Annotated in this window: 19 protein-coding genes and 1 tRNA gene; 6 read left to right on the forward strand and 14 right to left on the reverse strand. The window is 40.1% G+C overall.

All coding sequences use genetic code 11. The features are described from left to right. Window positions 1–8 precede the first annotated feature (8 nt). The 4 genes from IPN35_00625 to IPN35_00640 are packed head-to-tail and all read left to right on the forward strand — an operon-like array spanning window position 9 to window position 3,480. Window positions 9–659 (forward strand): glycosyltransferase, encoded by a 651-nt coding sequence (locus IPN35_00625; protein ID QQS59381.1) that lies wholly within the window; start codon window positions 9–11, stop codon window positions 657–659. Further along, window positions 619–1,128, forward strand: coding sequence for a glycosyltransferase (locus IPN35_00630; protein ID QQS59382.1), 510 nt, complete (start codon window positions 619–621; stop codon window positions 1,126–1,128). Before IPN35_00625 ends, IPN35_00630 begins: the two co-directional genes overlap by 41 nt. Beyond that, complete coding sequence (locus tag IPN35_00635) at window positions 1,106–2,218, forward strand: glycosyltransferase family 4 protein (protein QQS59383.1); 1,113 nt, start codon at window positions 1,106–1,108, stop codon at window positions 2,216–2,218. Before IPN35_00630 ends, IPN35_00635 begins: the two co-directional genes overlap by 23 nt. After that, window positions 2,215–3,480, forward strand: coding sequence for an oligosaccharide flippase family protein (locus IPN35_00640; protein ID QQS59384.1), 1,266 nt, complete (start codon window positions 2,215–2,217; stop codon window positions 3,478–3,480). The genes IPN35_00635 and IPN35_00640 overlap by 4 nt, the downstream gene beginning before the upstream one ends. On the opposite strand, the gene IPN35_00645 is transcribed toward IPN35_00640, so the two are convergent. Then, the gene (locus IPN35_00645) at window positions 3,458–5,278 is read right to left on the reverse strand and encodes a hypothetical protein (GenBank protein ID QQS59385.1); all 1,821 of its coding nucleotides are present in this window, start codon (window positions 5,276–5,278) and stop codon (window positions 3,458–3,460) included. The genes IPN35_00640 and IPN35_00645 overlap by 23 nt on opposite strands. Further along, window positions 5,268–6,929 carry a hypothetical protein gene (locus IPN35_00650; GenBank protein ID QQS59386.1) on the reverse strand — a complete coding sequence of 554 codons (1,662 nt, stop codon included), beginning with the start codon at window positions 6,927–6,929 and terminating at the stop codon, window positions 5,268–5,270. The genes IPN35_00645 and IPN35_00650 overlap by 11 nt, the downstream gene beginning before the upstream one ends. 87 nt (window positions 6,930–7,016) lie before the next feature. Between IPN35_00650 and IPN35_00655 the strand changes: the two genes are divergently transcribed. Beyond that, a complete protein-coding gene (locus tag IPN35_00655; protein ID QQS59387.1) occupies window positions 7,017–7,211 on the forward strand; it encodes a hypothetical protein in 195 nt (64 codons plus the stop codon). Here the strand turns inward: IPN35_00655 and rplK are convergent. The 7 genes from rplK to IPN35_00690 form a co-directional block, all read right to left on the reverse strand. Then, the gene (gene rplK, locus IPN35_00660) at window positions 7,195–7,623 is read right to left on the reverse strand and encodes a 50S ribosomal protein L11 (GenBank protein ID QQS59915.1); all 429 of its coding nucleotides are present in this window, start codon (window positions 7,621–7,623) and stop codon (window positions 7,195–7,197) included. The genes IPN35_00655 and rplK overlap by 17 nt on opposite strands. Then, window positions 7,620–8,258, reverse strand: coding sequence for a hypothetical protein (locus IPN35_00665; protein ID QQS59388.1), 639 nt, complete (start codon window positions 8,256–8,258; stop codon window positions 7,620–7,622). The genes rplK and IPN35_00665 overlap by 4 nt, the downstream gene beginning before the upstream one ends. A gap of 10 nt (window positions 8,259–8,268) precedes the next feature. Then, on the reverse strand, window positions 8,269–8,856 hold the full coding sequence (gene nusG, locus IPN35_00670; GenBank protein ID QQS59389.1) for a transcription termination/antitermination factor NusG: 588 nt from the start codon (window positions 8,854–8,856) through the stop codon (window positions 8,269–8,271). 5 nt (window positions 8,857–8,861) lie between these two features. Then, window positions 8,862–9,038, reverse strand: a complete 177-nt coding sequence (secE, locus tag IPN35_00675) for a preprotein translocase subunit SecE (protein ID QQS59390.1) — start codon at window positions 9,036–9,038, stop codon at window positions 8,862–8,864. A gap of 74 nt (window positions 9,039–9,112) precedes the next feature. After that, entirely contained in the window at window positions 9,113–10,108 is a 996-nt protein-coding gene (locus IPN35_00680; protein QQS59391.1) for an aspartate-semialdehyde dehydrogenase, read from the reverse strand. Between the two features lie 910 nt (window positions 10,109–11,018). After that, window positions 11,019–13,691 carry a preprotein translocase subunit SecA gene (gene secA, locus IPN35_00685; protein QQS59392.1) on the reverse strand — a complete coding sequence of 891 codons (2,673 nt, stop codon included), beginning with the start codon at window positions 13,689–13,691 and terminating at the stop codon, window positions 11,019–11,021. Between the two features lie 127 nt (window positions 13,692–13,818). Continuing rightward, window positions 13,819–16,368 (reverse strand): S8 family serine peptidase, encoded by a 2,550-nt coding sequence (locus IPN35_00690; protein ID QQS59393.1) that lies wholly within the window; start codon window positions 16,366–16,368, stop codon window positions 13,819–13,821. Window positions 16,369–16,489: 121 nt separating this feature from the next. On the opposite strand from IPN35_00690, the gene pheS reads away from it, so the two are divergent. Next, window positions 16,490–17,509, forward strand: coding sequence for a phenylalanine--tRNA ligase subunit alpha (pheS, locus tag IPN35_00695; GenBank protein ID QQS59394.1), 1,020 nt, complete (start codon window positions 16,490–16,492; stop codon window positions 17,507–17,509). Here the strand turns inward: pheS and IPN35_00700 are convergent. The 5 genes from IPN35_00700 to IPN35_00720 all read right to left on the reverse strand — a co-directional run bounded on the left by IPN35_00700 (window position 17,506) and on the right by IPN35_00720 (window position 21,687). Next, window positions 17,506–19,353 (reverse strand): ATP citrate synthase, encoded by a 1,848-nt coding sequence (locus IPN35_00700; protein QQS59395.1) that lies wholly within the window; start codon window positions 19,351–19,353, stop codon window positions 17,506–17,508. The two genes, pheS and IPN35_00700, sit on opposite strands and share 4 nt — an antisense overlap. Before the next feature lie 20 nt (window positions 19,354–19,373). Then, the gene (locus IPN35_00705) at window positions 19,374–19,751 is read right to left on the reverse strand and encodes a hypothetical protein (GenBank protein ID QQS59396.1); all 378 of its coding nucleotides are present in this window, start codon (window positions 19,749–19,751) and stop codon (window positions 19,374–19,376) included. Window positions 19,752–19,790: 39 nt separating this feature from the next. After that, on the reverse strand, window positions 19,791–20,030 hold the full coding sequence (locus tag IPN35_00710; GenBank protein QQS59397.1) for a hypothetical protein: 240 nt from the start codon (window positions 20,028–20,030) through the stop codon (window positions 19,791–19,793). An 18-nt stretch (window positions 20,031–20,048) separates the two neighbouring features. Next, window positions 20,049–21,305: an ATPase gene (locus tag IPN35_00715; GenBank protein QQS59398.1), complete on the reverse strand. Its 1,257-nt coding sequence runs from the start codon at window positions 21,303–21,305 to the stop codon at window positions 20,049–20,051. Window positions 21,306–21,610: 305 nt separating this feature from the next. Continuing rightward, window positions 21,611–21,687: transfer RNA gene (locus IPN35_00720), tRNA-Val, on the reverse strand. Between the last annotated feature and the right edge of the window lie 66 nt (window positions 21,688–21,753).

The following is a 21,753-nucleotide window of genomic DNA, read 5'->3' on the forward strand; positions in this document are numbered from 1 at the left end:
AAAACCTTATGGAGAGAGTACTTGTTATTGCATGCATGCCCCTCTACGCTGGGAAGGGCTCTAGTCTCAGGGCAATGAAGGCAATTGAGGTGCTTTCTCAAAAATATGAAGTTGATGTGGTGTGTTATGCCACAGGAAAGGAAAACCCCCGTGAGGGGGTTTCTTTTTTTCGAACACCAAAATTTTTTAAACCAAATCTCAGACCTTTTCAGATATCTTTCTTTCGAATTATTTTGGATTTTTTTGTTCTGATGAGGGCTTTTTCTCTTTTGTGTACTCGTCATTATAGCGTCATACATGCTGAAGATTTTGAGGCGGCATGCATTGCTCGTGTTCTCGTGTTCTTTCGTTTGCAAAAAAAAATGGTATACAACCTTCATAATCGTATATCCGATAATCTTGGTGTGAGTTTAAAGAAAGATAGAGGGATTTTTACATTCCTTCTTCTCCGTATAGAAAAAAGTATTATCCAAAAATCAGATCTCATTGTTTGTAATTGGAAGCGATATCAAGAAGATAATGATTTTGCTTTTGGGGAAAAAAATATTATGGTACGACAGTATTTCTCTTCAAGAAAAGGAGCCATTTCTCCCTTCTTATTTTCCAAAGCACTATCTCTTGTATTCAGGAAATACACTTGGTTATCAGGGGGTATTTGAGTTCCTTGTCCAAACACAAAATGCCTCTTTCGCTTTGCCACTTGTTATTGTTGGGAAAGCTGATGAAGCTCTTCGCAAGAATGTCTCTCATTTGGAGCGAGAAGGGAAGGTTTTTTTTCTCGGAGAAAAAACTATTGAAGAGACAAATATTCTCATAAAAAAATCATTTTTTTGTATTCTCCCAAGGCTTACGGTCTGTTCCAGTATGAAAGTTCTTCATTATTTTTCGAATGATAAACCAGTGTTTGCCAAAAATATTCCCTATAATAATGAATGTATTGTTCACGAAAAAAATGGAATCCTTTATGATTCTCCTTCCGAACTTCTTGCCTTTTATGAAAAGGCAGTGACGAATAGGTCGTTTTATAAAAGTCTTTCTGTGGGGGCTGCTATTACCGGAAAAAATATTCGTGATAATTGGCTTCAAAATGATTTTATCCAAGCGTATGGGAATACGATTCAAAAGTAGCAATGAACACCATATACTTCATCTTATTGACAAAGAGGGAGTTGGCGGAGTTGAGATCCTTGTGCAAAATCTTGCAGAGTCTTTTTCTTCCATCAGGTGTTCATATCTTTTTTTGAGGTCATCAAAAAAAACAACTGAAAATATTTTTCGAAAACATTTTTATAAGTGGAGTATCTCCCCCTTCTTCTTCTTGATTTTCTTTTTGAGACGAGAAAATATCCATCTTGTCCATACGCATCATCGAAAAGGATTCTATCTTATGTGTCTTATAAGCCTTTTTCTCAGCTATATTGTGTTTGTTCATCATGAGCACGGGGATGTTTTGCAAAAACAAAATACTTTCTATCGTTTCTTTTTACTTCTTTTTCAGAAGAGGATCTCTCGAATTATTGCTGTTTCCACTCCTCTTCAGGAAGAAATACAAAAGATAGTTCCTCATGTACATTGTGATGTTCTTTTAAACCCTCTCTTGTCTCAGAAAGGTAACATTTCTTTGGATGATCAAATGATACTCAAAGAAATAGAGGGTATTAAAAAGACGACACCGTTTCTTATTGGATATTTTGGAAGGATAGAGTTAGTGAAGCGGCTTGACGTTCTTTTGCATGCACTTTCGCTTCTTTCGCTTCCTCGTGATGCTTGGAGGGCTGTTTTTTTGGGAGAAGGAAAGCAAAAAAAATTTCTGCAAAAGCTTTGCTCTCAAAAGAATCTTTCTAAAAATGTCTCATTTCTTCCTTCTATCTCGTCTCATGCTTGCCAAACAGCATATTCATTTCTTGATGTTTCGGTACTCTGTTCCGAATTTGAAGGTCTCTCTCTTTTTCTTCTGGAATCTCTGCAAAATGAAATTTCGGTTATCATCTCTGATGTTCCGGCTCCGAATGCTTATATTTCGCATGAAAAAAATGGTCTTCTTTATCCATTTGGTGATGCGAAAGCACTTTCACTTCTTATCGAAAAACTATTTCATAATTTCGTATTGCGTCACAAAATAGCAAAATCTGGACGTCTCTTTGCTGAAAAGACATTTCCAAGTCAAGATGAGTACAATGCTCATCTTGAAAAGATATATCTTGAAGTTCTCTCGTGAAAAAGAAGATTTTTCAGGAATCGGTGTGGTCATTTTCTTCAAAAGGAGTTGGCATTCTCCTGTTTTTTTTGAACAGCTCTCTTCTTGCTCATCTTCTTGGAAAAGAAGTTTTTGGACAATGGATAGTACTTTTTTCTCTCTTTTCTCTCTGTCATTTTTTCACACTTTTTGGAGTAAACGATTATCTCAGGAAAGAATTGGTACAGAGCCACTCAAAAGAATATCGAAAAATCGTCTTCCCTTTTTTTGTTGTTCGAGGGGTAGTTACTCTTTTTTCGGGTATTCTTCTGTTCTTCTTTGTGGATGGAACATCTATTTTTTCACCGGTATTCATTAGTATTATTTTGACTTTCCTTATTCCTTTTCTTCTTCTCTACGGAATTCTCGATTTTCTTCATCAAATATTTTTCGGGTTGCACCGTATAAAATATTCCTTCTTTTTGAGCTGTATTGAACAGATATCATTTTTCTCTTTCCTTTTTTGTTTTTCTTTAATACAAGAGATTACTCTTGAGTCTGTTTTTATATTTCATCTTCTCTCCTTTTTTCTGGCAGTTGTTTTTGGGGCGTTCTTTTTTTTGTATCAGACACGAGCAGAAAAAAACACGCCACTCCTTCTTTTTGATAGGAAGACATATTTTTCCCTCTTTTTTCACAGTTTTCCCTATTTTGTAGTGCAAGCAGGAACCTATTTCTTTTCCTATATTGATATTTTGCTTCTTGGGATTGTCGCTTCACCTGTCTATGCCGGAGTGTATGGTATTGCAAAAAATGTTGTTTCGAAAATCCCCCATATCAACACTGCTCTTTCTCTCTCATTTTCTCCTGTCTTTTCTAATATTGCGAGAAAGGACGCTGGTTTTCAGGAGAAAAAGAATATTCTCCTCCATTATGTTTTTCTCAATATAATCATTCTTGTATGTATCTCTATAGGGATTCTCTTGTTTTCTGATATTTTTGTTCGTCTCATTTGGGGAAATACATACCAAGAGGCATCGTTCTTTTTGCGATTGCTTATCCCCTATATGATATCTTTTTCCTTGCTGTCGTCATTTGGGGCGATTCTTGACTACAACAATGCCATAAGAAAAAGAGCGATTATTTACATTTCTTCTTCTGTGCTCTTTCTCCTTCTCTTTTTTGTGTTAAAGGGAAAATTACACGCCATTCTTATTTCTCTTTCACTCTCTTGTGTTGTGGCAAGCTTTGCTCATTTTATTCTCTTGTTTCAAAAAATATTCAATAAAGATACACAGAACTGACACCATCTGGTGAAAGATAGACTTTATTCATTACATTATTTCGGAAAAATTTTTGGCTCTCTTCTTGAATATGTATGGTATAGAGTGTCTCTATGTTTGCTCCATGAACAGTGACCCACACTCTTTTCTTTTGACGTTTTTTTTCTTCTAGAATTTTTAAAAATTCTTTATGCGAAGGAATAATAATGGCTCCAGTGCGAAGATCAAAATATTCATTTTTTTTCGGGTTTAACAAGGCAAATTCTCGCCACATATTTTTCCATCGATAATTTTCATTGAGTATATAATCTGGCTTTAGATTTGTGTAGAACGTTGTATAATCCATGGTATTGATCCAGATGTCTCCCTCACGATAATTTGCATTTAAAAATTTGAGAATTGTTTTTGAATCAGTTCGTATTTTTTGACTCCAAGTTGATCGAAACGGATTTTGTTCAACGCTGTCTCCATATTGAATATTGATCTGGTTCCAAAAAAAAGGATGCAGAGAAAAAAGGGCAAGAATAGTGAAGGTAAAAAGCACCATTCTTTGTGGAACATGTTTCTTGACAAGAATTTCAGAAGTAGTGGAGACAGAGAAAAAAGCGAGAATAACAATGAGCGGTTCGAACAGGAAATAAAGTCGAGGGGCTTTATCAAAGGTGTTTACAATATCGAAAATCCCACTGCTAATGAGAAACGTCAAAAGAAGATAATCATGGAACTGAGGGGTGTATTTCTGAAATCCTTTTCTTTTTACTATAAAAAATGTTTGAAAAATAAGCGGAGCAAGAATCCAGAAGGGAATATGGTATCTTTGGTAGAAGTCATAGGCTTCAAAAGTAAGGTTCGAAAAGGAGTTTGCAGGAATATTAAGGAGAAGCCCTTTTCTTTCGGAGGTTTCTATTTGATATTCTTTTTTCGCCCCTTCTGGAATTTCTTTTTCAAAAAAATAGAGTGGATTTCCGATGATGTATAATACAAAAAAAGGCGCGAGAACAAGAAGAATCTTTGCAAGGGCACGTTTTTTTCTTTCCTTTGTGTTGTCAAACAAAAATCGGAGTGTTATTGCGGCGAGAATTCCTCCAAAAAGAATATTTCCAAGCTCACTGTTAAGATTGAGAAGAAAATGAATACCAAAAGAAATGACGAGAAAAATATTCTTTCGTTTCCACACTCCTTGCCAAAGGCTCCATAGACCAACAAGAAAGAGAAAACTATTTAAAGTATAAAATCTCGCAAATTGTGCATATTCTATGCTGTACGGAGAAAATGTTAAAAAGATAAGAACAAAAATGGCGATTTTCTTATCAACCTTTTTTGCAAAAAAATAGGAAATAAAAAGGATTCCAACGCTTAAAAAAACATTTGGAAGTCTGAGCATAAGCTCGTTCTCTCCTCCAAAGTAACAAAATAATGCAACGAGATAGTGATAGGGGATTCCTCTCCAGTAATACTCATTTCCAGAGGGGGAGAGGGGAATGCCATTCTCGAGAATGGATTTTACATATGTTCCTGTGAGAAACTCGTCCCACCAGAGACTCAATTCTCCTAAACGGTAGAAACGAATAAGAAAGGCAAGAAGAATGAGCAATATAACAAATATGGTTTCGCCTTTTTTCCATACTTCATTTTGGTGAATATCTTTTTCTTGGGAAAAATATTCTCTACATAAAAATATGCAGGCAATAAAAGCTGCAGAGAAAATAGCAAAGAAGTATTCTGGTGTACTTCCTCGTAGCAAAAAAAATGCAACAGGGATGATCCCAATAAAAAAAAGTGGAATACTTTGAAGAATTGAAAATATTTTAGAATTCATTTTCAAATGGAACATCCTCTTTGCGAAGTGTGATTTTTAGAGAATCAATTCGTATTGAGCTTCGATATCCCTCAAGGGATTTTGCTGAAAGACGAAGGAGAAGTTTTTTCCCGTCATTTTTATCGTTCTCATGCTTCTTCCATGCGAGTTTCACTCTTCCCTTTTTATATGGAGTGAGAATGTAGGAAATATTGCTCATTTTTGCAATATCAAACGGAATAGTGGCGTAGGGGGCGGTCTCAAAAATTCCTTCTGGTGTCATGGCAAAACCATTTTCTTCGGAGGAAATAAGGAGGTCATTTTTGGCAATATATATTTCGTTTATGGGTTTTTCGAGAGAGATTTGTGTTGCCTCAAGAAAGGATATTTTTTTGCTCTCATCGTTCACCAGAATGTTTTGTTCTGAATAGTCATGAGCGGCTTTTGCAGATATTTCTCCAGACAGTGAGTAGAGGGTAATCGGCTTTGTTATTATATTTTTTGCGACATCATTGTCGCGGTCAGCGATATGTATGCCATTCATTTGAACATATTTGGTATTTAAAAATAAGTTTCGAATGACTGCATCGCTTCCGTCTCCAATATAGCGAAATTGAATAGTGTACATTGTTGGTTGTTTTTCTTTGGGTGCCTCTATCTTTTGCATGTAGCTTTGGATATTGGTCATTCTATCATTTTCAGTGTCTCCATCGTCAGAAAGAATATCATAAAAAATAATGCCATTCTGGTCTGATATTTTTATTTCATATATATCCTCTCCTTTGTATATATTTAGATCCTGTTTATCGAAATATATCTCTAAATCACTATCTGTAAGAACACTTATAGTGGCATCTCCTCGAAGGGAATAGGGGATGCGGGTGACATTTGATTCCAAGATATTTTGTTCTTTTTCGTATCCAACAGGAACTCCCACTTTCATTATTGGTACTTCATTCTTTTGTTTTTTTGGAGCTAAGTTTTTTTGAAAGTTATACTTTTGAGGCAGAATATAATCTAGCGTAGCAATTTGAGGCACTGCTTTTTCTTTGATGATAGGGTTTCCAAAATCGTCAATCTTAATAGCTTTTGTCACATTTTTTTTGGGTGGATTCTCCAAAAATTCTTGAACGCTTTTATACTGTTTTCCTGCTTTTCCTGCTTCATCATCTTTTGTTTTTTGAAGCAATGTTAGCCCCAATTCTTTATCGAAAATACTTTTCCAATTTCCCCCCAAATACTTCTGAAAATCATTGAGATATTGATGGTCAAGAGCGTGGCATGTCCAATCAAACACTGGTTCATTGAGAACAATATCTTGTTGTTCTCGAAGACACGCTTCGAGCACTGGGGTATCAGGATTTTCAAATTCCGCTTCCACAACAACCGAATTGTAATCATCAATATTTTTCGGTGCATCAAGAGTAATTTCTACTGCATCTTTGGTCATAACATATTTCTCAATCTCGGCGATGGTTCCATCTTCTCGTGGTTCCAGAGAATATTGCTTCATAAGACCATTTATTTGAACATTTTTTGTATTTATATTGTCTTGGAAGTTTATTTCGTACGTAATGTTTTGATGGAGGAAAAATGCGAGCGAAAAAACGCCGAAGGCTCCTATAAGGAGTACTATCGTGAAGAAAAAAAAGTGGTTTTTGGTACATTGCATTTGCTCTTTTGAAAAGGAGTAGAATTTTTATCAGTTGTTCTTTTTACCATGTCATTTTCTTTTTGTAAAATTTTGTTTTTAATTTCTATGACAAAAGTAATTTTTGGCTTTGATGTTGATCTCGGACGTGTAAATCAAAACAAAAACTCTAATTTAGAGCGAGGAGAATCCGAGGGAAAAGGGGAAGAAAAGAAGGGGAGTAGTATAAGAAAAACACCTCTTGTAGAAGAGGTGTTGTATTGTTCAAATGAAAAAATATTTTTCGTTACGCTTCTACCTTAATTCCCATTGATCGAGCGGTTCCGCCAATAATTTTCACAGCGGCATCCATATTGTTGGCATTGAGATCTTTCATTTTCGTGGTGGCAATTTCTTCAAGCTGAGCTCGGGAAATGGTTCCAATTTTATCGAGATGAGGCTTTGGACTCCCCGATTGTTTTCCGAGTGCTTTTTTGAGAAGAATTGCTGCAGGAGGGGATTTAACAATAAATGTAAAACTTCGGTCTTCATAAACCGTAATGACTACCGAAACCACAGTATCACCCATTTCTCGTGTTTTCTCATTGAATTGGGTACAAAAATCTTGAATGGGCACTCCTGCCGATCCAAGTGCGGGTCCCACTGGTGGTGCAGGATTCGCTTTTCCTGCTGGAACTTGAAGTTTGACTATTTTTGTGACTTTCTTCGCCATTATTGAAAAAAGAGAGGAAAAATGTTCGATTTCATCAGGGCATCATGGTAACTCCTTTGATATTGAAAGGCAAGCACTTTTCTATCGGAACGCGCTACCATAAAAACCGTATCGGGGAAAGTAATAGTGTCATTGAGGTAGAAATTCGCTTTTCCTACCGTATTTTGTGGTTCGGAGAGGGAAACTTTTGCATTTAAGTTCTTTGGAAGAGCACCATCAATCTTTGCTCGAACGAGAGAGAAGAGGCGTCCTGCGCTCATAGATTCAGTTGGAATAACGCGACTCACCTGACCTATTTTTTCTCCATTCCACAAAAATGGAAAGGTAACAACAAGAAAACCGTCTCGTTCTGGCTGAACCGAAGCATGCTGAAAGAGGGCAGAATGACGATTCCCCATCTCAAGAGAAGCACCCTTTGATTCAAGCTGAGCAACGGAGAAATATTGCTTTGGATCCACTCCTTTAACAACAGGCGTTTCACCATCCTTATTTTCCTCAGAAACGGCATATTGACTTTCTTCTTGCGGAAGAAGAGCCACCTCCGCTCGATCAAGAGTTTCTGGGCGAACCACAATTTCGAGGGAAACAACGGCGAGTGCTACCCCTAAAACACCGGAAGCAACGAGGAGAGTCCGCATGAAAAAAGTGTTATTTCTTTTGAATCTGAGAAAAAGAGAGCTCCATGGGGGTTTCGCGTTCAAAGAGTGTAACAAGGACGCGAAGCTTTCCTTTTTCGGGATATACCTCGCTGACAACACCCTCATGAGTGGCGAATGGTCCATCGATAATTTTCACGATATCGCCTTTTCCAAAGTCTGCTTTGTACTTTGGTTCATTAACTCCCATTCGTTTTCGTACAAGTCCAAATTCCTCAGGAGTAACGGGAACTGGAATATTTCCCGATCCAACAAAACCGGTGACGTTTGGTGTATTCCGCACAACATACCAACTCTCATCTGTAACAACCATGCTGACGAGCACGTATCCTGGGAAAATACATTTTTTGCGTTGGACAGGTTTTCCTTTTCGCAAAATAACTTCGGTTTCTTTTGGAACAACAATTTCAAAGATTTTTCCTTGCATATTCATCGACTCAATTCTCTGCTCTAGCGCATTTTTTACGGAATCTTCATATCCAGAGTAGGTATGAATTACATACCAATTCCGTCCTGCTTTGGAATCTTGACGACCAGCAGATTCTTCTGTTGCTGTTTTGATAATGGTATCTTCTGACATACGTACTAAAGAGAGAGAATAACTTTGCTGAGAACCAAGTCCACAAGACCAATGATGATGGCGCTTGATCCAACAAAGATAGCGGCAACAATGCTAATGCGCATGGCATGATTTTTGGTAGGCCACTGAACCTGTCGAAGCTCATGAATAGCCTCCTGAAGGTATTTTTTAACGGAATTCACGAAAAAATAAGACAGGAAAGAAAAAGTATCACTTTTCGATTTTGAAGTATTTTTTTCAAATCTGCAAGAAAGTATTATACAAAAAGCTCGGAAATCTGTACGGCATTGAGTGCCGCACCTTTTAAGAGTTGATCTCCGCAGAGAAAAAAGTCGATTCCGTTTTCCCCAAAAATAAGACTCTGTCGAATGCGCCCTACTTCTACATTTTCCTTTTGAGAAGCGGTGAGTGGCATAGGATAGAGAAATTCTTCTGGTGCATCTCGCACCTCTACTCCGGGCGACATCTTGAGAATTTCCCTTGCCATTTCTGGGGAAATCGGTTTTTCTGTTTCAATGGTTACCGATTCCGCATGCGCCCGAAAAGTAGGAATGCGAACTGCGGTACATGAAATTGGAAGATTTGGCGCTCCGAAAATTTTTCTCGTTTCCCAAGTCACTTTCATTTCTTCTCGGGTGTAGCCATTTTCTTGAAATGAATCGATATGAGGAATGAGGTTAAAAGGGATTGGATGAACAAATTCTTTATTCAAAACAGGTTCTCCATTTAAGAAGTGTTGTGTTTCGGTGCGGAGTTCTTCCATGGCAGGCGCTCCGGCTCCGCTTGTTGCTTGATAAGTAGAAACAATGACTTTTTTACAAGTGAATTCTCTGTGGAGCGGATAGAGGGCAACATTTAAAATGAGTGTACTACAGTTTGGATTTGCAATAAGTTTGTGCCCTTGTGCCGCTTTGGGATTTACTTCTGGACAAATGAGCGGTACATCGTTTTCTAAGCGAAAAGCAGAGGAGTTATCAATAACAATTGGTTTTCCCTTCGCGATTTCTCTTGCATATTCTTTGGCAAAACTGCCAGAAACTGCCATAAGCACAAAATCTAAATTCTTTGTTTTTTCCACGGAAAATTCTTCAACAGTTTTTTCTCCAAATGGAGTTTGAAACACCTTTCCGGCGCTTCTTGCACTTGCAAACAGATGAAGCTCCGAAAGTGGAAAATTGCGCTTGTGGAGAACGGAAATCATCTCTTGTCCTACAGCACCGGTGCATCCCACAATTCCCACAGAAGACGACATACTTGAATTGGAAAAAAGCGGAAAGGAGAATACAGAAAACATTTGAGAAAGGGAACTCCTGTGAAAGTAAAATGAGAACATGGTTTGGGTTTGCGACTTACCATGTTCACAATAATTTCAATTTCAGCATGTCGTGAAAGTTGCTTTGAAATTACTTGCAATGACTCTTTTTTTGGATGGGATTTTGCACAGAGTCCAATGCAATTCAATTCCAGCAAAAAAAATATATATTAAACAATAAAAATTGTTGACAGAAAGAAATTAGTAATGATAAAAAATGCACTATTTTTGAGCAATTCGTTCTTTTACATCATTGTTGTTCTGGTGAGTATTCTTCTGTATTTCATTGCTAAAGATTGCAAGAAATCTATTTTTGATAGCGTTTCTTGTTCTTCGGTATATTGAATGCAGATATCCTGCTCGCCAGAAAGGTGGGCTTCTGAAAAAAAGAGGAATTTTGTTATGTTAGCTATATACCTGTGTTTGTCCTACAGTCTCCTATATGTGGGAGTGCTGATTTTTACCCATAGTGGGTTTTTTGCTTGGACACTATTTGTCCTAATCTTGCTCTTTCTCCTTAACGTTATTATTCGGGGACCTTTTTCCCCGTCACCACATCCTCTTTTGAAGCTCCAACTCATTATTGGGGTTTTTGGATGGACTATTCTGGACATTGTTTTGATCAGAGGGATTTTTATGTGGGAGGGGGAGGAAATAAATTATCTCCCCCTTAGAATTTTCATCTCGGTCTACTTGATCCCATTTTTTTTCTTTAAGTTTGTGGTTTGCTTTGTGATGATCTGTGATAAATGGGCTTCTTCTTGGCAAGTGTTACCAATAAGAAGAAGAGCAGGATAAGACCTACTGGAATCTCCTTGTATGAGGAGATTCCAGTGCTTTTCTTGGTGCCTTAATCTTCTTTTCCACAACACTTCTTGTACTTTTTTCCGCTTCCGCACGGACACTGGTCATTTCTCCCTGCTTCGGGTTGTTTTTGTGGTGTGGTAGATTCTGCTCGAACACGTCCAGAGGATATTTTTGAAACGGCGGAAGGGGGAATATTATTTGCTGAAACTCGGTGTGGACCCGCGCGAGAAACCGTATCTTCTGCGGTGAGTGCTGTTGTAATTTCTTCCGCGTTAGTTTGAATATTTTTCGGTTTTTCTTCGGGAATTTCTTGTCCAAATCGAATTTCAATATTCATTTGGAACATAGTGCGTATAACCGAATTCTGAACTTTCTGAAGTAAGGTTTTAAACTTTTCGTAGCCAATTGCTTGGTACTCGTGGAGTGGATTTTTTTGAGCATATCCCACAAGTGCTACTTGTTCTCGTAAGTGAGTCATGTCATCGATATGCTCCATCCAAAATTGGTCAATAGTCCGCAGAGTAACCATACGCTCGGCTTGTCGAAAATATTTTGCATCCGAAAGAGCATCTTCCCGTTTTTGGTATTCGGTGGTGAGAAAGGTTCGTGCGAGTTCTTCTATTCTCTCTTCTGTTTCGGCGGTTTCGTAATCTACTATGGTTGGGGCACCGTGTTGATGAAGTGCAGAAATACCCGCGGCAAATTCTTTGAGCTCATACTGATGTGCTTCGCGTCCATGAATATGGAGATTTCTCAGGAGTTCCACTTCGCCCTCAATCCACTTGAGAATCTCTTCGTGAATATCTCCTTGGTTTAGTATTTTTCGTCGTCGTCGGTAGATAATTTCTCGTTGGCGGTTCATAACATCGTCGTATTGTACGACATGTTTTCGAACATCAAAGTGATGTCCTTCTACTTTCTTTTGTGCCGATTCAATCGATCCGCTAATAAGTCGGCTTTCAATGGGCATATCATCTGGAATTTTGAGCGTTTCCATCATTTTTTGAAGACGATCAGAACCAAAAAGACGCATGAGCGAATCTTCTAGTGATAAGAAAAATTGTGTTTCTCCCTGATCTCCTTGTCGTCCCGCACGTCCGCGGAGCTGATTATCGATGCGACGTGATTCGTGTCGTTCGGAACCGATAATGCAAAGCCCACCAAGTTCTGCCACACCTTCTCCAAGTTTAATATCTGTTCCGCGTCCTGCCATATTTGTGGCGATAGTGACTGCTCCAAATTGTCCGGCATTTGCCACGATTTCTGCTTCTCGAGCGTGATTTTTTGCATTGAGCACTTCGTGCGGAATGCCTTTTTGTTGCAAGAGAAAAGAGAGTGCTTCGGATCGTTCGATAGAAATAGTTCCGATGAGAACTGGTTGCCCAGAAGCATGTTTTTCTGCTGTTTTTTGGGCAATGGCAATAAATTTTCCGCGCTCATTTTTGTAGACAACATCCGCTAAATCCTTTCGCGTTATGGTTCGATTTGTGGGAATAACAGCAACTTCTAATCCGTAAATTTTCAAAAACTCTTCCTCTTCTGTTTTCGCCGTTCCCGTCATTCCTGAGAGTCTGTGGTACAGTCGAAAGTAGTTCTGAAACGTAATCGTCGCCAATGTTTTGCTTTCGCGACGAATTTCTACCTTTTCTTTCGCTTCAAGTGCTTGGTGCAAGCCATCCGAATATCTGCGTCCAGGCATGAGACGTCCCGTGAATTCATCCACAATAATGACTTCTCCGTCTTTAACGACATAGTCTTTATCTCGGTGATAGACTGCTCGCGCTCGCAAAGCTTGTTCAATGTGATGCACTTCCGCAAAACCAGCATCGCTGTAGACATTTTCTACTCCCATGAGCTGTTCCATTTTTTTGATACCATCTTCTGTGAGTACCGCTGTTTTTCGTTTTTCGTCCAAGTTGTAGTGTGTGTCTTTTTCGAGGTGTCGCACGAGTGTGTCATATTTTTGATATTTTGAAGTCGATTCTTCTGCTGGAGCCGAAATAATGAGTGGTGTACGTGCTTCATCCACAAGGATAGAGTCGACCTCATCCACAATGGCATAATGGAGTTCGCGCTGCACAATGTCTCGTGGAGTTGTTGCCATATTGTCTCGAAGGTAATCGAAACCAAATTCATTATTTGTTCCGTAGGTAATATCCGAAGCGTAGGCCTCTTTTCGTCCAGAGCGGTCGACATCATTTGTAATGACCCCCACAGAAAGTCCAAGATATCGGTAGAGGTGTCCCATCCACTGGGCATCACGTTTTGCAAGGTAATCATTCACGGTAATGACATGTACGCCTTTTCCGGCGAGTGCTTCGAGATATGCAGGAAGCGTGCAAACCAGTGTTTTTCCTTCTCCTGTTTTCATTTCAGAAATACGCCTGCTGTGGAGGACAGCGCCTCCTACAATTTGAACATCATAGGGAATCATATTCCAAGTTTCTTCCTTTCCATTTACCTCAAAAGTACTTCCCGAAAGCCGACGACAAGCATTTTTAACAACAGCAAAAGCTTCAGGAAGAAGAGCCTCCGTTGTTTCTCCATTTTGAATTCGCTCTCGAAATTCGTCTGTTTTTGCCCGAAGCTCTTCATCGGAAAGAGCTTGAAGTTGTTCTTCAATCTTGTTGACCTCTTCTACCTTTTTCCACGCGGCTTTTACGGCTTTTTCAGAGGGGTCTCCCATGACTTTTTGGAGGAATGATGTGACGCTCATTTTGTTATTGGGTGAGAATATTCCGACCCAATATATCAAAAATATGAAGAACTGTCTCCTGAAAAAAATATAAAACAAGGGATGAGAGTGAGCCCATCCCTCTACAATATCTTAAGGGAAGAAGAACTTATTTTTTAAACCACTGAAGTTGCCAGAATGACTCATTGCAAGTGTCATCTTTGCATCCACATTTCCACTCATTTGTACGCCACTGACACGTAAAGGCAGCGACATAATTCTTTTCTTTTAAGTCACCGTTTTGAAATGTCTTCTTTCCCTCACCAACACACCAATCTCCTGAATCGTCCTCTACGTTACAGTTAAAAGTAAACTCATTCCAAGAACTCTTTTCTTCCGAATACATATAGCCCTTTTTGTAGACATACGTATTCTTATTTTCATTTCCTGTTTCAAAAGTAGCGGTATCTTCATTGCAGGTTACCTGAAGAAGAAGAGGTTTTATACTGGAGAATATATTATATGCGGCACCATAATCTTGTGGAACTTCATCAGAATTGCGGAGCTCAGAGCACTCTCTTGATGAGGAGCTCTCACATGTCATTTCCGCCGTTCCGTGCAATTGCGGATCAGTGTTTGATGCCGCAGGAACATCGTGTTTAATTTGGAGTTTTCCTCCAACTTTACAATAGCTGAGGTAAGTAGTGTATGCGCCTCCGGTTGCAAATGTTCCACTGAAGGCTTCTTTTCGTTCACATTGTCCTTCGGCAATGGAATTAAAATTAATATTCTGTTTGAGTGTTACTGAGGGAGGAGTTTGTCCTGATCCAGCAACACGAGCAGTAGAAATTTGAACATCACTAAGGTCACAATCGCAATAGCTTATTTCATGTTTCCATTGGCTGAGGGCACTTCCGGTAAAATCAATAGTTTTCAGTTCACTATTCCCAGAAGAACAGGTTTTTGGAGGACGAGGGGGAGGAGGAGGTATTGTATTATCTGTGACGATAATCGTTGCGACTGCATCTGTTTGTCCAGTCTTTTTTACGGTGAGTGTTGCTGTTCCGATGGCAGTTGGTGCGGTAAGAGTGCATGTTGTGGATCCGTCTGAACACTGATTTTTGGTGATACCTGTTGTTCCGGCATTCAGAGTAAAGGTGTGTTCACTGGCACTATTGGAAACAGCAATATTCGTGACGGATGCTCCAACGGCAATGGATTGAGTTGTAGGAGAAACAGCAAGGGTGGCTCCACCTCCTCCACCAGATACGGCGGCGAGAATTTTTTCTGCATTCGCAAAGCCACATCCCGATTTTACATCTTTTCCGGGTGCATCAATGTCTTCTGCATTGTCACACATAATTTGTAAGATTTGCGCAGGAGTGAGCGAAGGGTCTTTCGACTTCATGAGTGCGGCAATGCCGGCAATATGTGGGCTTGCCATAGACGTTCCAATAAGCCTTGCATATTGATTTGATAACCATGTACTTCCAATGCCATTTTCTCGGCAGCTTTCAGTGTTATTTCCTACGCATTCTCCTGCTCCGGGGGCGGCAATATCGACCCAATTTCCATAACTTGAGAAGGGAGCAATTTTTTTATAGAAATCTGTTGCCCCTACGGTGATAATTCCATTACAACTTGCTGGTGTTTCTGTTGGATTTCCTTCCTGTCCACTATTTCCAGAGGCAACCACTATGGTAACTCCTGCGTTAACAGCAGTATTAATTTGGTTCTGCCAATTATTACTGCATACGCCATCGCCGCCGAGACTCATATTGATGACATTTGCTCCATTTTGAGTGGCATAGCTTATCGCCTCAAAAATATCGTTGTCGTATGCTCCTCCGTCACCACCAAAGACCTTAAGAGGCATTATTTTTGCGTCTGGAGCAATGCCCACAACACCATTGTTATCTTTTTTGGCGGCGATTGTACCCGCAACATGTGTTCCATGTCCCTCTGTGTCACTTGGATCTGTATCGTTGTTTCCTGAAAAATCATATCCGGTAACAAGTTGTCCTTGAAATTCAGGATGATTAAGGTCAATTCCTGTGTCAATAACTGCGACGACTACTCCTTCTCCAGTAACTCCAGTCGCCCATACTTTATCGGCATTGACTCCCGCATTATTTTGATTATTAAAGTAGTGCCAGAGGTTGTCTTTATTTTCATAATTGGTGGTTGGGTATCGTATTCCATTGAGATCTGCCGAAAGGATATTAGGGTCATTTTTATAGGTTTCGAGAAGCTCCTCTGACGATTTTGACTTACTTTTTACCGTTGCCATTATTATTTCATCTCCTTCTCCAGAAAGCGAAAATGAATCAATTCCATTTTCTTTGTTGAAGAGAATTTTTGTTTCTACTTCTAAATCATTTGGATCATTTGCCGAAAATGCCTGAGAAATCGATTGTGCAAAGACTTTTTCTCCATCTTCCATAGAGAGTTTTCCAAAGGTTTGTACCGCAAAATTCGCGTTTCGTACGACTTGAGAATCTGGTTTGAGAAAAAGAAGAACTTCATTTTCCACATATTGAGGTCTTCCGCTTGAAATACCAAGCGTGGGAGGAGAAATATTTACAAATGCTTCCGTCTCTTTTTCTGATGTAGTGGTGTCTCCCACCGATTTTGCACCCCATGTTGGAGATCCAAAAATGAGAAAAAGAGCACAGCTTCCTGTGAGGATTGAAATAATTTTTTTGGAGAATATTTTCATATTTATTTTTTGAGAATATATGTTTTCCCTTATTATAGCGTATTTTTGGAGGAATGAAAAAAGTTTTCGACAATTCCTTCAGAATTCGCCATACTCGCCCTGTTTTATACGTTCTAAAAATATGCAACAGGAGCTTACACAGATTCGACAAGAAGCACTTCAAAAAATAGCGGAAGCAAAAACTACTGAGGAGCTTCGAAAGGTAGAAATTGAATTTCTCGGTAGAAAACAGGGGAAATTAGCACTTCTTCTTCGTGATCTCTCGGGGCTTTCTGAAGAAGAGCGACCAAAAATAGGAAAACTTGGGAATGAGGCAAAAAATGAAATCGCGCAAGCAATAGAGGAAAAAGAGGCATCTTTTTCTACTTCTGAAAAAGAGAATGAGTTTTATGATGTTACGCTTTCGGGAATACCTCAGCGAACAGGTCGTCACCATCCGCTGTCTCGCTTTATTCGTGAAGTAGAAGATGTCTTTGGGCGACTTGGATTTGAAACCGTAGAAGGACCAGAAGTTGATGATGATTGGCACAATTTTGGCGCACTCAATTTTACAGAGCATCATCCGGCGCGCGAAATGCAAGATACGTTTTTTGTGGGTAATCTCGTGAATCACGTTCTTCGGACACAAACATCAAATGTGCAGATTCACTACATGGAAGGAAAAGAACCACCGTTTCGGGTCATTGCTCCGGGAAAAGTGTTTCGAAAAGATTCCGATGCAACGCATTCTCCCATGTTCCATCAGGTAGAAGGGCTTATGATTGATCGGGATGTTTCGATTTCTCATCTCAAATTTGTGCTTCTTTCTGCTTTGCGTGAACTCATTTCGTCAGATTTGGAACTCCGCTTTCGCACCTCATATTTTCCGTTCACAGAGCCAAGTTTAGAAGTGGATGCGAGTTGCCCTATTTGTTCGGGAAAATCTCCAGAATGTCGTGTGTGCAAGGGTACCGGCTGGCTTGAGATTGGTGGCGCAGGAATGGTACACCCAAATGTTCTTCGGAATGTCGGAGTGAACCCCGAGGAATGGAATGGGTTTGCATTTGGATTTGGCATTGAACGCCAAGTGATGATCCGTCATAGCATTCCCGAAATCCGCAGTTTTTTTGAGAATGACCTCCGATTTTTAGAGCAGTTCTAGTTTGTTTCTCCTTTTGTTAAATAGAGTACGTCATCCATGGGGAATCGGTAGAGCCCTTGCCCAAGGCGATTTTGATCAAAAATATGTCCGAGAATGCCAATGCTTCTTCCGAGAACAAAGAGTCCGTTGAGCATTCCGAGTGAAATTATTTCGCGAACTTCTTCCTCCGAAAAAAGTTCGGGGAGGCTCTTCATCATGTCAATAAATGTCGTTCCGATACATCCATCTACATTTAAAATGAGATTCCCTTTTTTGGCGGTTGTAAGCGTTTCTACTTGCAAGGCGTAGTCGAGAAGCTCTGTGAAAGCAAAATGTTTCTTGGCAAATTTTTTCAAACTTTCAACGCGCTTGTCGGGGTTTGCCGTGCTTTTGATTTTGTGTCCGATTCCGGGAATATTCACTCCTTTTTTCTTCATTTCTTGAATAAATTCTTCTGGTGAAAGTCCACGGAAATATGCATCGAAAAAGAAGTTTGCCGCTCCGTCAATAGCCCCACCAAAGCGAGGTCCAATTGTGAGAAGTCCACTTGTGAGAGAGGAAACCACATCTTTTCCGGCACGTGCGGCAACAATGGCGTTGTGTGCTCCGGAAACACATGGTCCGTGATCGGCAACGGTTTCGAGAATCATTTCAATGTATTCCGCGGCAAAAATCGGGAGTTTTTTCTTGAGCCATAAAAGCCCCAACGTATAGCCGATTCCCTTGGTTTTGTCTTCCACAATCGAACTGATGGGCTCACCTAAATAGGTGGCTTCTTCTCCGGTATCGCACGAAATAGAGCAGATAATATCACTTGGTTTTCGGATTCTTCCCGTTTTTCGTGCTATGGCATAATCTTCCGCAATATGTGAAACATCCACCGGTTCTGGTTGTGGTGTGATGTCTCCTTTTTCCACAAGCGTTTCGTAGGTTTCTTTGATTTTTTCCCCAAAGTCATCGAACGAGTTTGGCACAATGGCACCGGCTTCTCGAAGCGCGGTATTCTTTTCATCTGCGCTTTCACCTTTTCCTCCAGATTTTGCGCCAGCATGTCCAAACTGCACTTCTGTGGGAAATTCTTTAGCGCACGTTCCCGTAACCCAAGCAACAACGGGCTTTGTAATCTTTTTCTCACGAATGGCATCAGCAATGCTGTGCTCCTCTGTTCCTCCAATTTCTCCGAGCACGACGATCATTTGTATTTCCGGATTTTCCTCAAATCGCAACACATGATCAAGAAGTGTGGAACCAGCAAAGGCATCTCCGCCAATGGCGATTCCTTCGCAAATGCCGTTGGCATTATCCGCAATCACTCGATACATCTCGTTGCTCATTCCGCCAGATTTACTCACAAAACCAACCGAACCTGGGCGTTGGAGTTTACTCGCAATAATATTTTTAATGGTTCCTCCGGCATTTCCAATTTTAAATTTTCCTGCGGCAACGCCTCCCACGGTTGCTGGACCAATAAGCCACTTTCCCTTTTCTTTTGCCTGTGCGGCGAGAGTACGTGCGTATCGCTCGGGAACACCTTCTGCAATAACAATTACCGTACGAATACTTTCTGCTTCTAACGCTTCTTGTGTAGTTGTATACGCACTGCGATATGAAGAGAAATTGATGAGCACATCCGCTTGTGGACATTTTTGTACTGCCTCTTTCAAGGTTTTAAAGAGGGGAATGAGAATTTCCGTTTTTCCAAAAAATGCTTTGTGGTAGCCACGGCGTGTCGGATTGATAATCGCAGAAACACTCGGAATGGTGCGTCCACAGACGGTGTCAAAATCGAGCATGCGTTGCACCGCTTTTTCTTGGTAGCCGTAGACAATGGCTTGAGTAGAGGAGGCAAAAAGAGAGGTAGTCATAGGGAATAAAAAGAGGGAGGCTATTCTTCAAAATCGGAAAAGGGATCTGTGACAAGTATTTCATTTGTGCCAGATCCTCCTTTACCAGCGATGACAAAAGGAGGGGGTTGTGGTGTTTTTTGATCACCACCGGCTCCAATGCCCTGAAGGAGTAGCTCTGCAGGAACGCTTTCTCCTTGTTGGGCTTGAATTAATGCTAGTTGGAGATGGGGTGGTATTCTCGTTTCTTGCTGAATATTTTCGGGAGTTGCTCCATTTGCTCTTTTTGCGGCGATTCTTCTTTCTTCTGATCCGGCAGGAGGTATTCTTTTGTCAAAATTATTAAAATGATTACATCCCCTTATGAGTTCTTGTGGGTAGGGTGTTCCTGTTACGGCACCTTTACGTCTTTCTGTCATAATTTAAAAAAAGAAAATACAATGTGATTTTTGGGCGGATTACCTTGGGAAGTTCTTCAAAAAGTTTCTTCCGTTTTGTATTGCATCCTCCATTGCTTTATCCCATCCTATTAACTGCTCTTTTTGCTCCTCTGTTAATTCTGGGGTAACAAGATCGTTTTTTTTATATCTATTTGGTCCATATCTTTTTGATCCATATCTTTGTTTCCATAAATCATATGAACTATCTCCAAGTTCTCTTATTGGTGGTAATCCTCCAGATGGTCCTCCAATTGGCATATGTTTTGAAAAAGAAAATTAGTTCAGGCTCTCTACTGCCATTCTCACAATACTCGTCATGTGTGTTTCGGGTCCAAAAACTTGCATTTCTATTCCGAGTTCGTTTGCCGCGTTTTGAATGCGTTGTAATCCTTCTTTATAATTTGGTCCGCCGCGTCGCACAAACACCTTTATATTTTGTGCCTTGAGTTTTTCCGCATATTTTTGAAGTGCCTCAATAATACCGGTAAAGGTTTTGGCAACATCTGTAAAATTCGCTATTCCTCCGCCAACAATAAGCACTTTTCCAGCTTGTTCGCGTGTCATGAGCTCCAACACTGTTTCTGCGTAGGCGCGCGTATCCTCGCGAGAAGGGTCGCCGCTGTATTCGCCGTAATTTGCCATTTCTTTTCCAAAGCCGAGGTCAGAAATAGTGTCCGCATAAATCACACTCGCACCGCCACCCGCGACCATAGTCCATATTTTCCCTTTCGGATTGAGAATGGTGAGTTTTAAAGAAGCTCCCGTATTTTCATCTCTTTTGCGAATATATTCTTCTTCCTTGGTAAAGCTTCGCCCAAAAGGGACGGGGAACTCAATATCTCCCCAAATTTTTCGGCATTCAAATGCTGCCGTATCATCCACTTTTGCGACCGCGTCAAGCGCGACAACATTGTCTCCGACAAAAGTGAATGGATTGATTTCTAAAAATGAGAAATGTCCTTTGACAAATACGTTGTAGAGCGCAGTGATGAACGCAACAATCTCTTGGTGATGTGCCGTTTTTGGGAACCTGTTTGCAAGATCAACATCTTCAATATTTTCCAAAATCCCCACAGAAACTTCCATCACCTTTTCCCAGTTTTCTTCAATTTCCACGCCACCTTTAGTGGAAAAAGCAATAACATCTCTGTCTCGTTCCGCGCGGATGGAGACATAATATTCTTCTTCGTGTGGTGTGAATGGTTCTACGAGAAAATGCGTCAATATTCCGCTTGTTTTACCAATGCTCGTAGAAGTTTTTGCTTTTTCTGCAATCCATTCTTGAGTTTGCTTTGCGTCTAATTTTAATCCAATGAGTCCGTGTTTTCCGCGTTTTCCAAAAAGTTGATCAGGCTTTGCGACAAGTTTTTCTTCAACAATCCACGGATGCTCTTTTTCGAGTTTTTTCCAGTCGGTTTCTGGTGTTACGAGCATTCTTTTTTCCGAAATGGTTACCTTTTCGGCAGAAACTTTTGGAAGCTCTCGCCTCAAAATTTCTTTTGCGTCATATTCGCGAATGCCAACTTGTGCCATAGAAGGGAAAAATCGGCTCTTAGGCTGACAGGAGAAGGGAGAAATTTCAAGGGAAATGTTTAGAAGGTGTTTATAGTGCCTTGTTGTCTCTTGTTTTAAGAGGGTTTGACTTTTCGTTTCACAAATTTGGAAGAACGAGGTTACAGGTGAATTGGTATCGAAACACTTTTTTATTTTCCTGTTACACTAACTCTATACTAGGGGCAAAAGTAATCTAGACTCTTATTATTACAAGATTGCTAGAAACCGCTAAAAAAAGCCATTTCAAGATTGGAGAAGGAGCTTATTTTTGCTAATTGTTTTAATGGTGGGCGGTACCGGATTCGAACTGGTGACCTCGTGCGAGTCAAGCACGCGCTCTAGCCAACTGAGCTAACCGCCCCAAAATTTCCCAAGGAGTATAAGAGGTTTTTTTATGGAAGGCAATTTTTCTTCAGGAGAGATGGGG

The organism is Candidatus Peregrinibacteria bacterium, from assembly GCA_016699755.1.
Lineage (GTDB): Bacteria > Patescibacteriota > Gracilibacteria > CAIRYL01.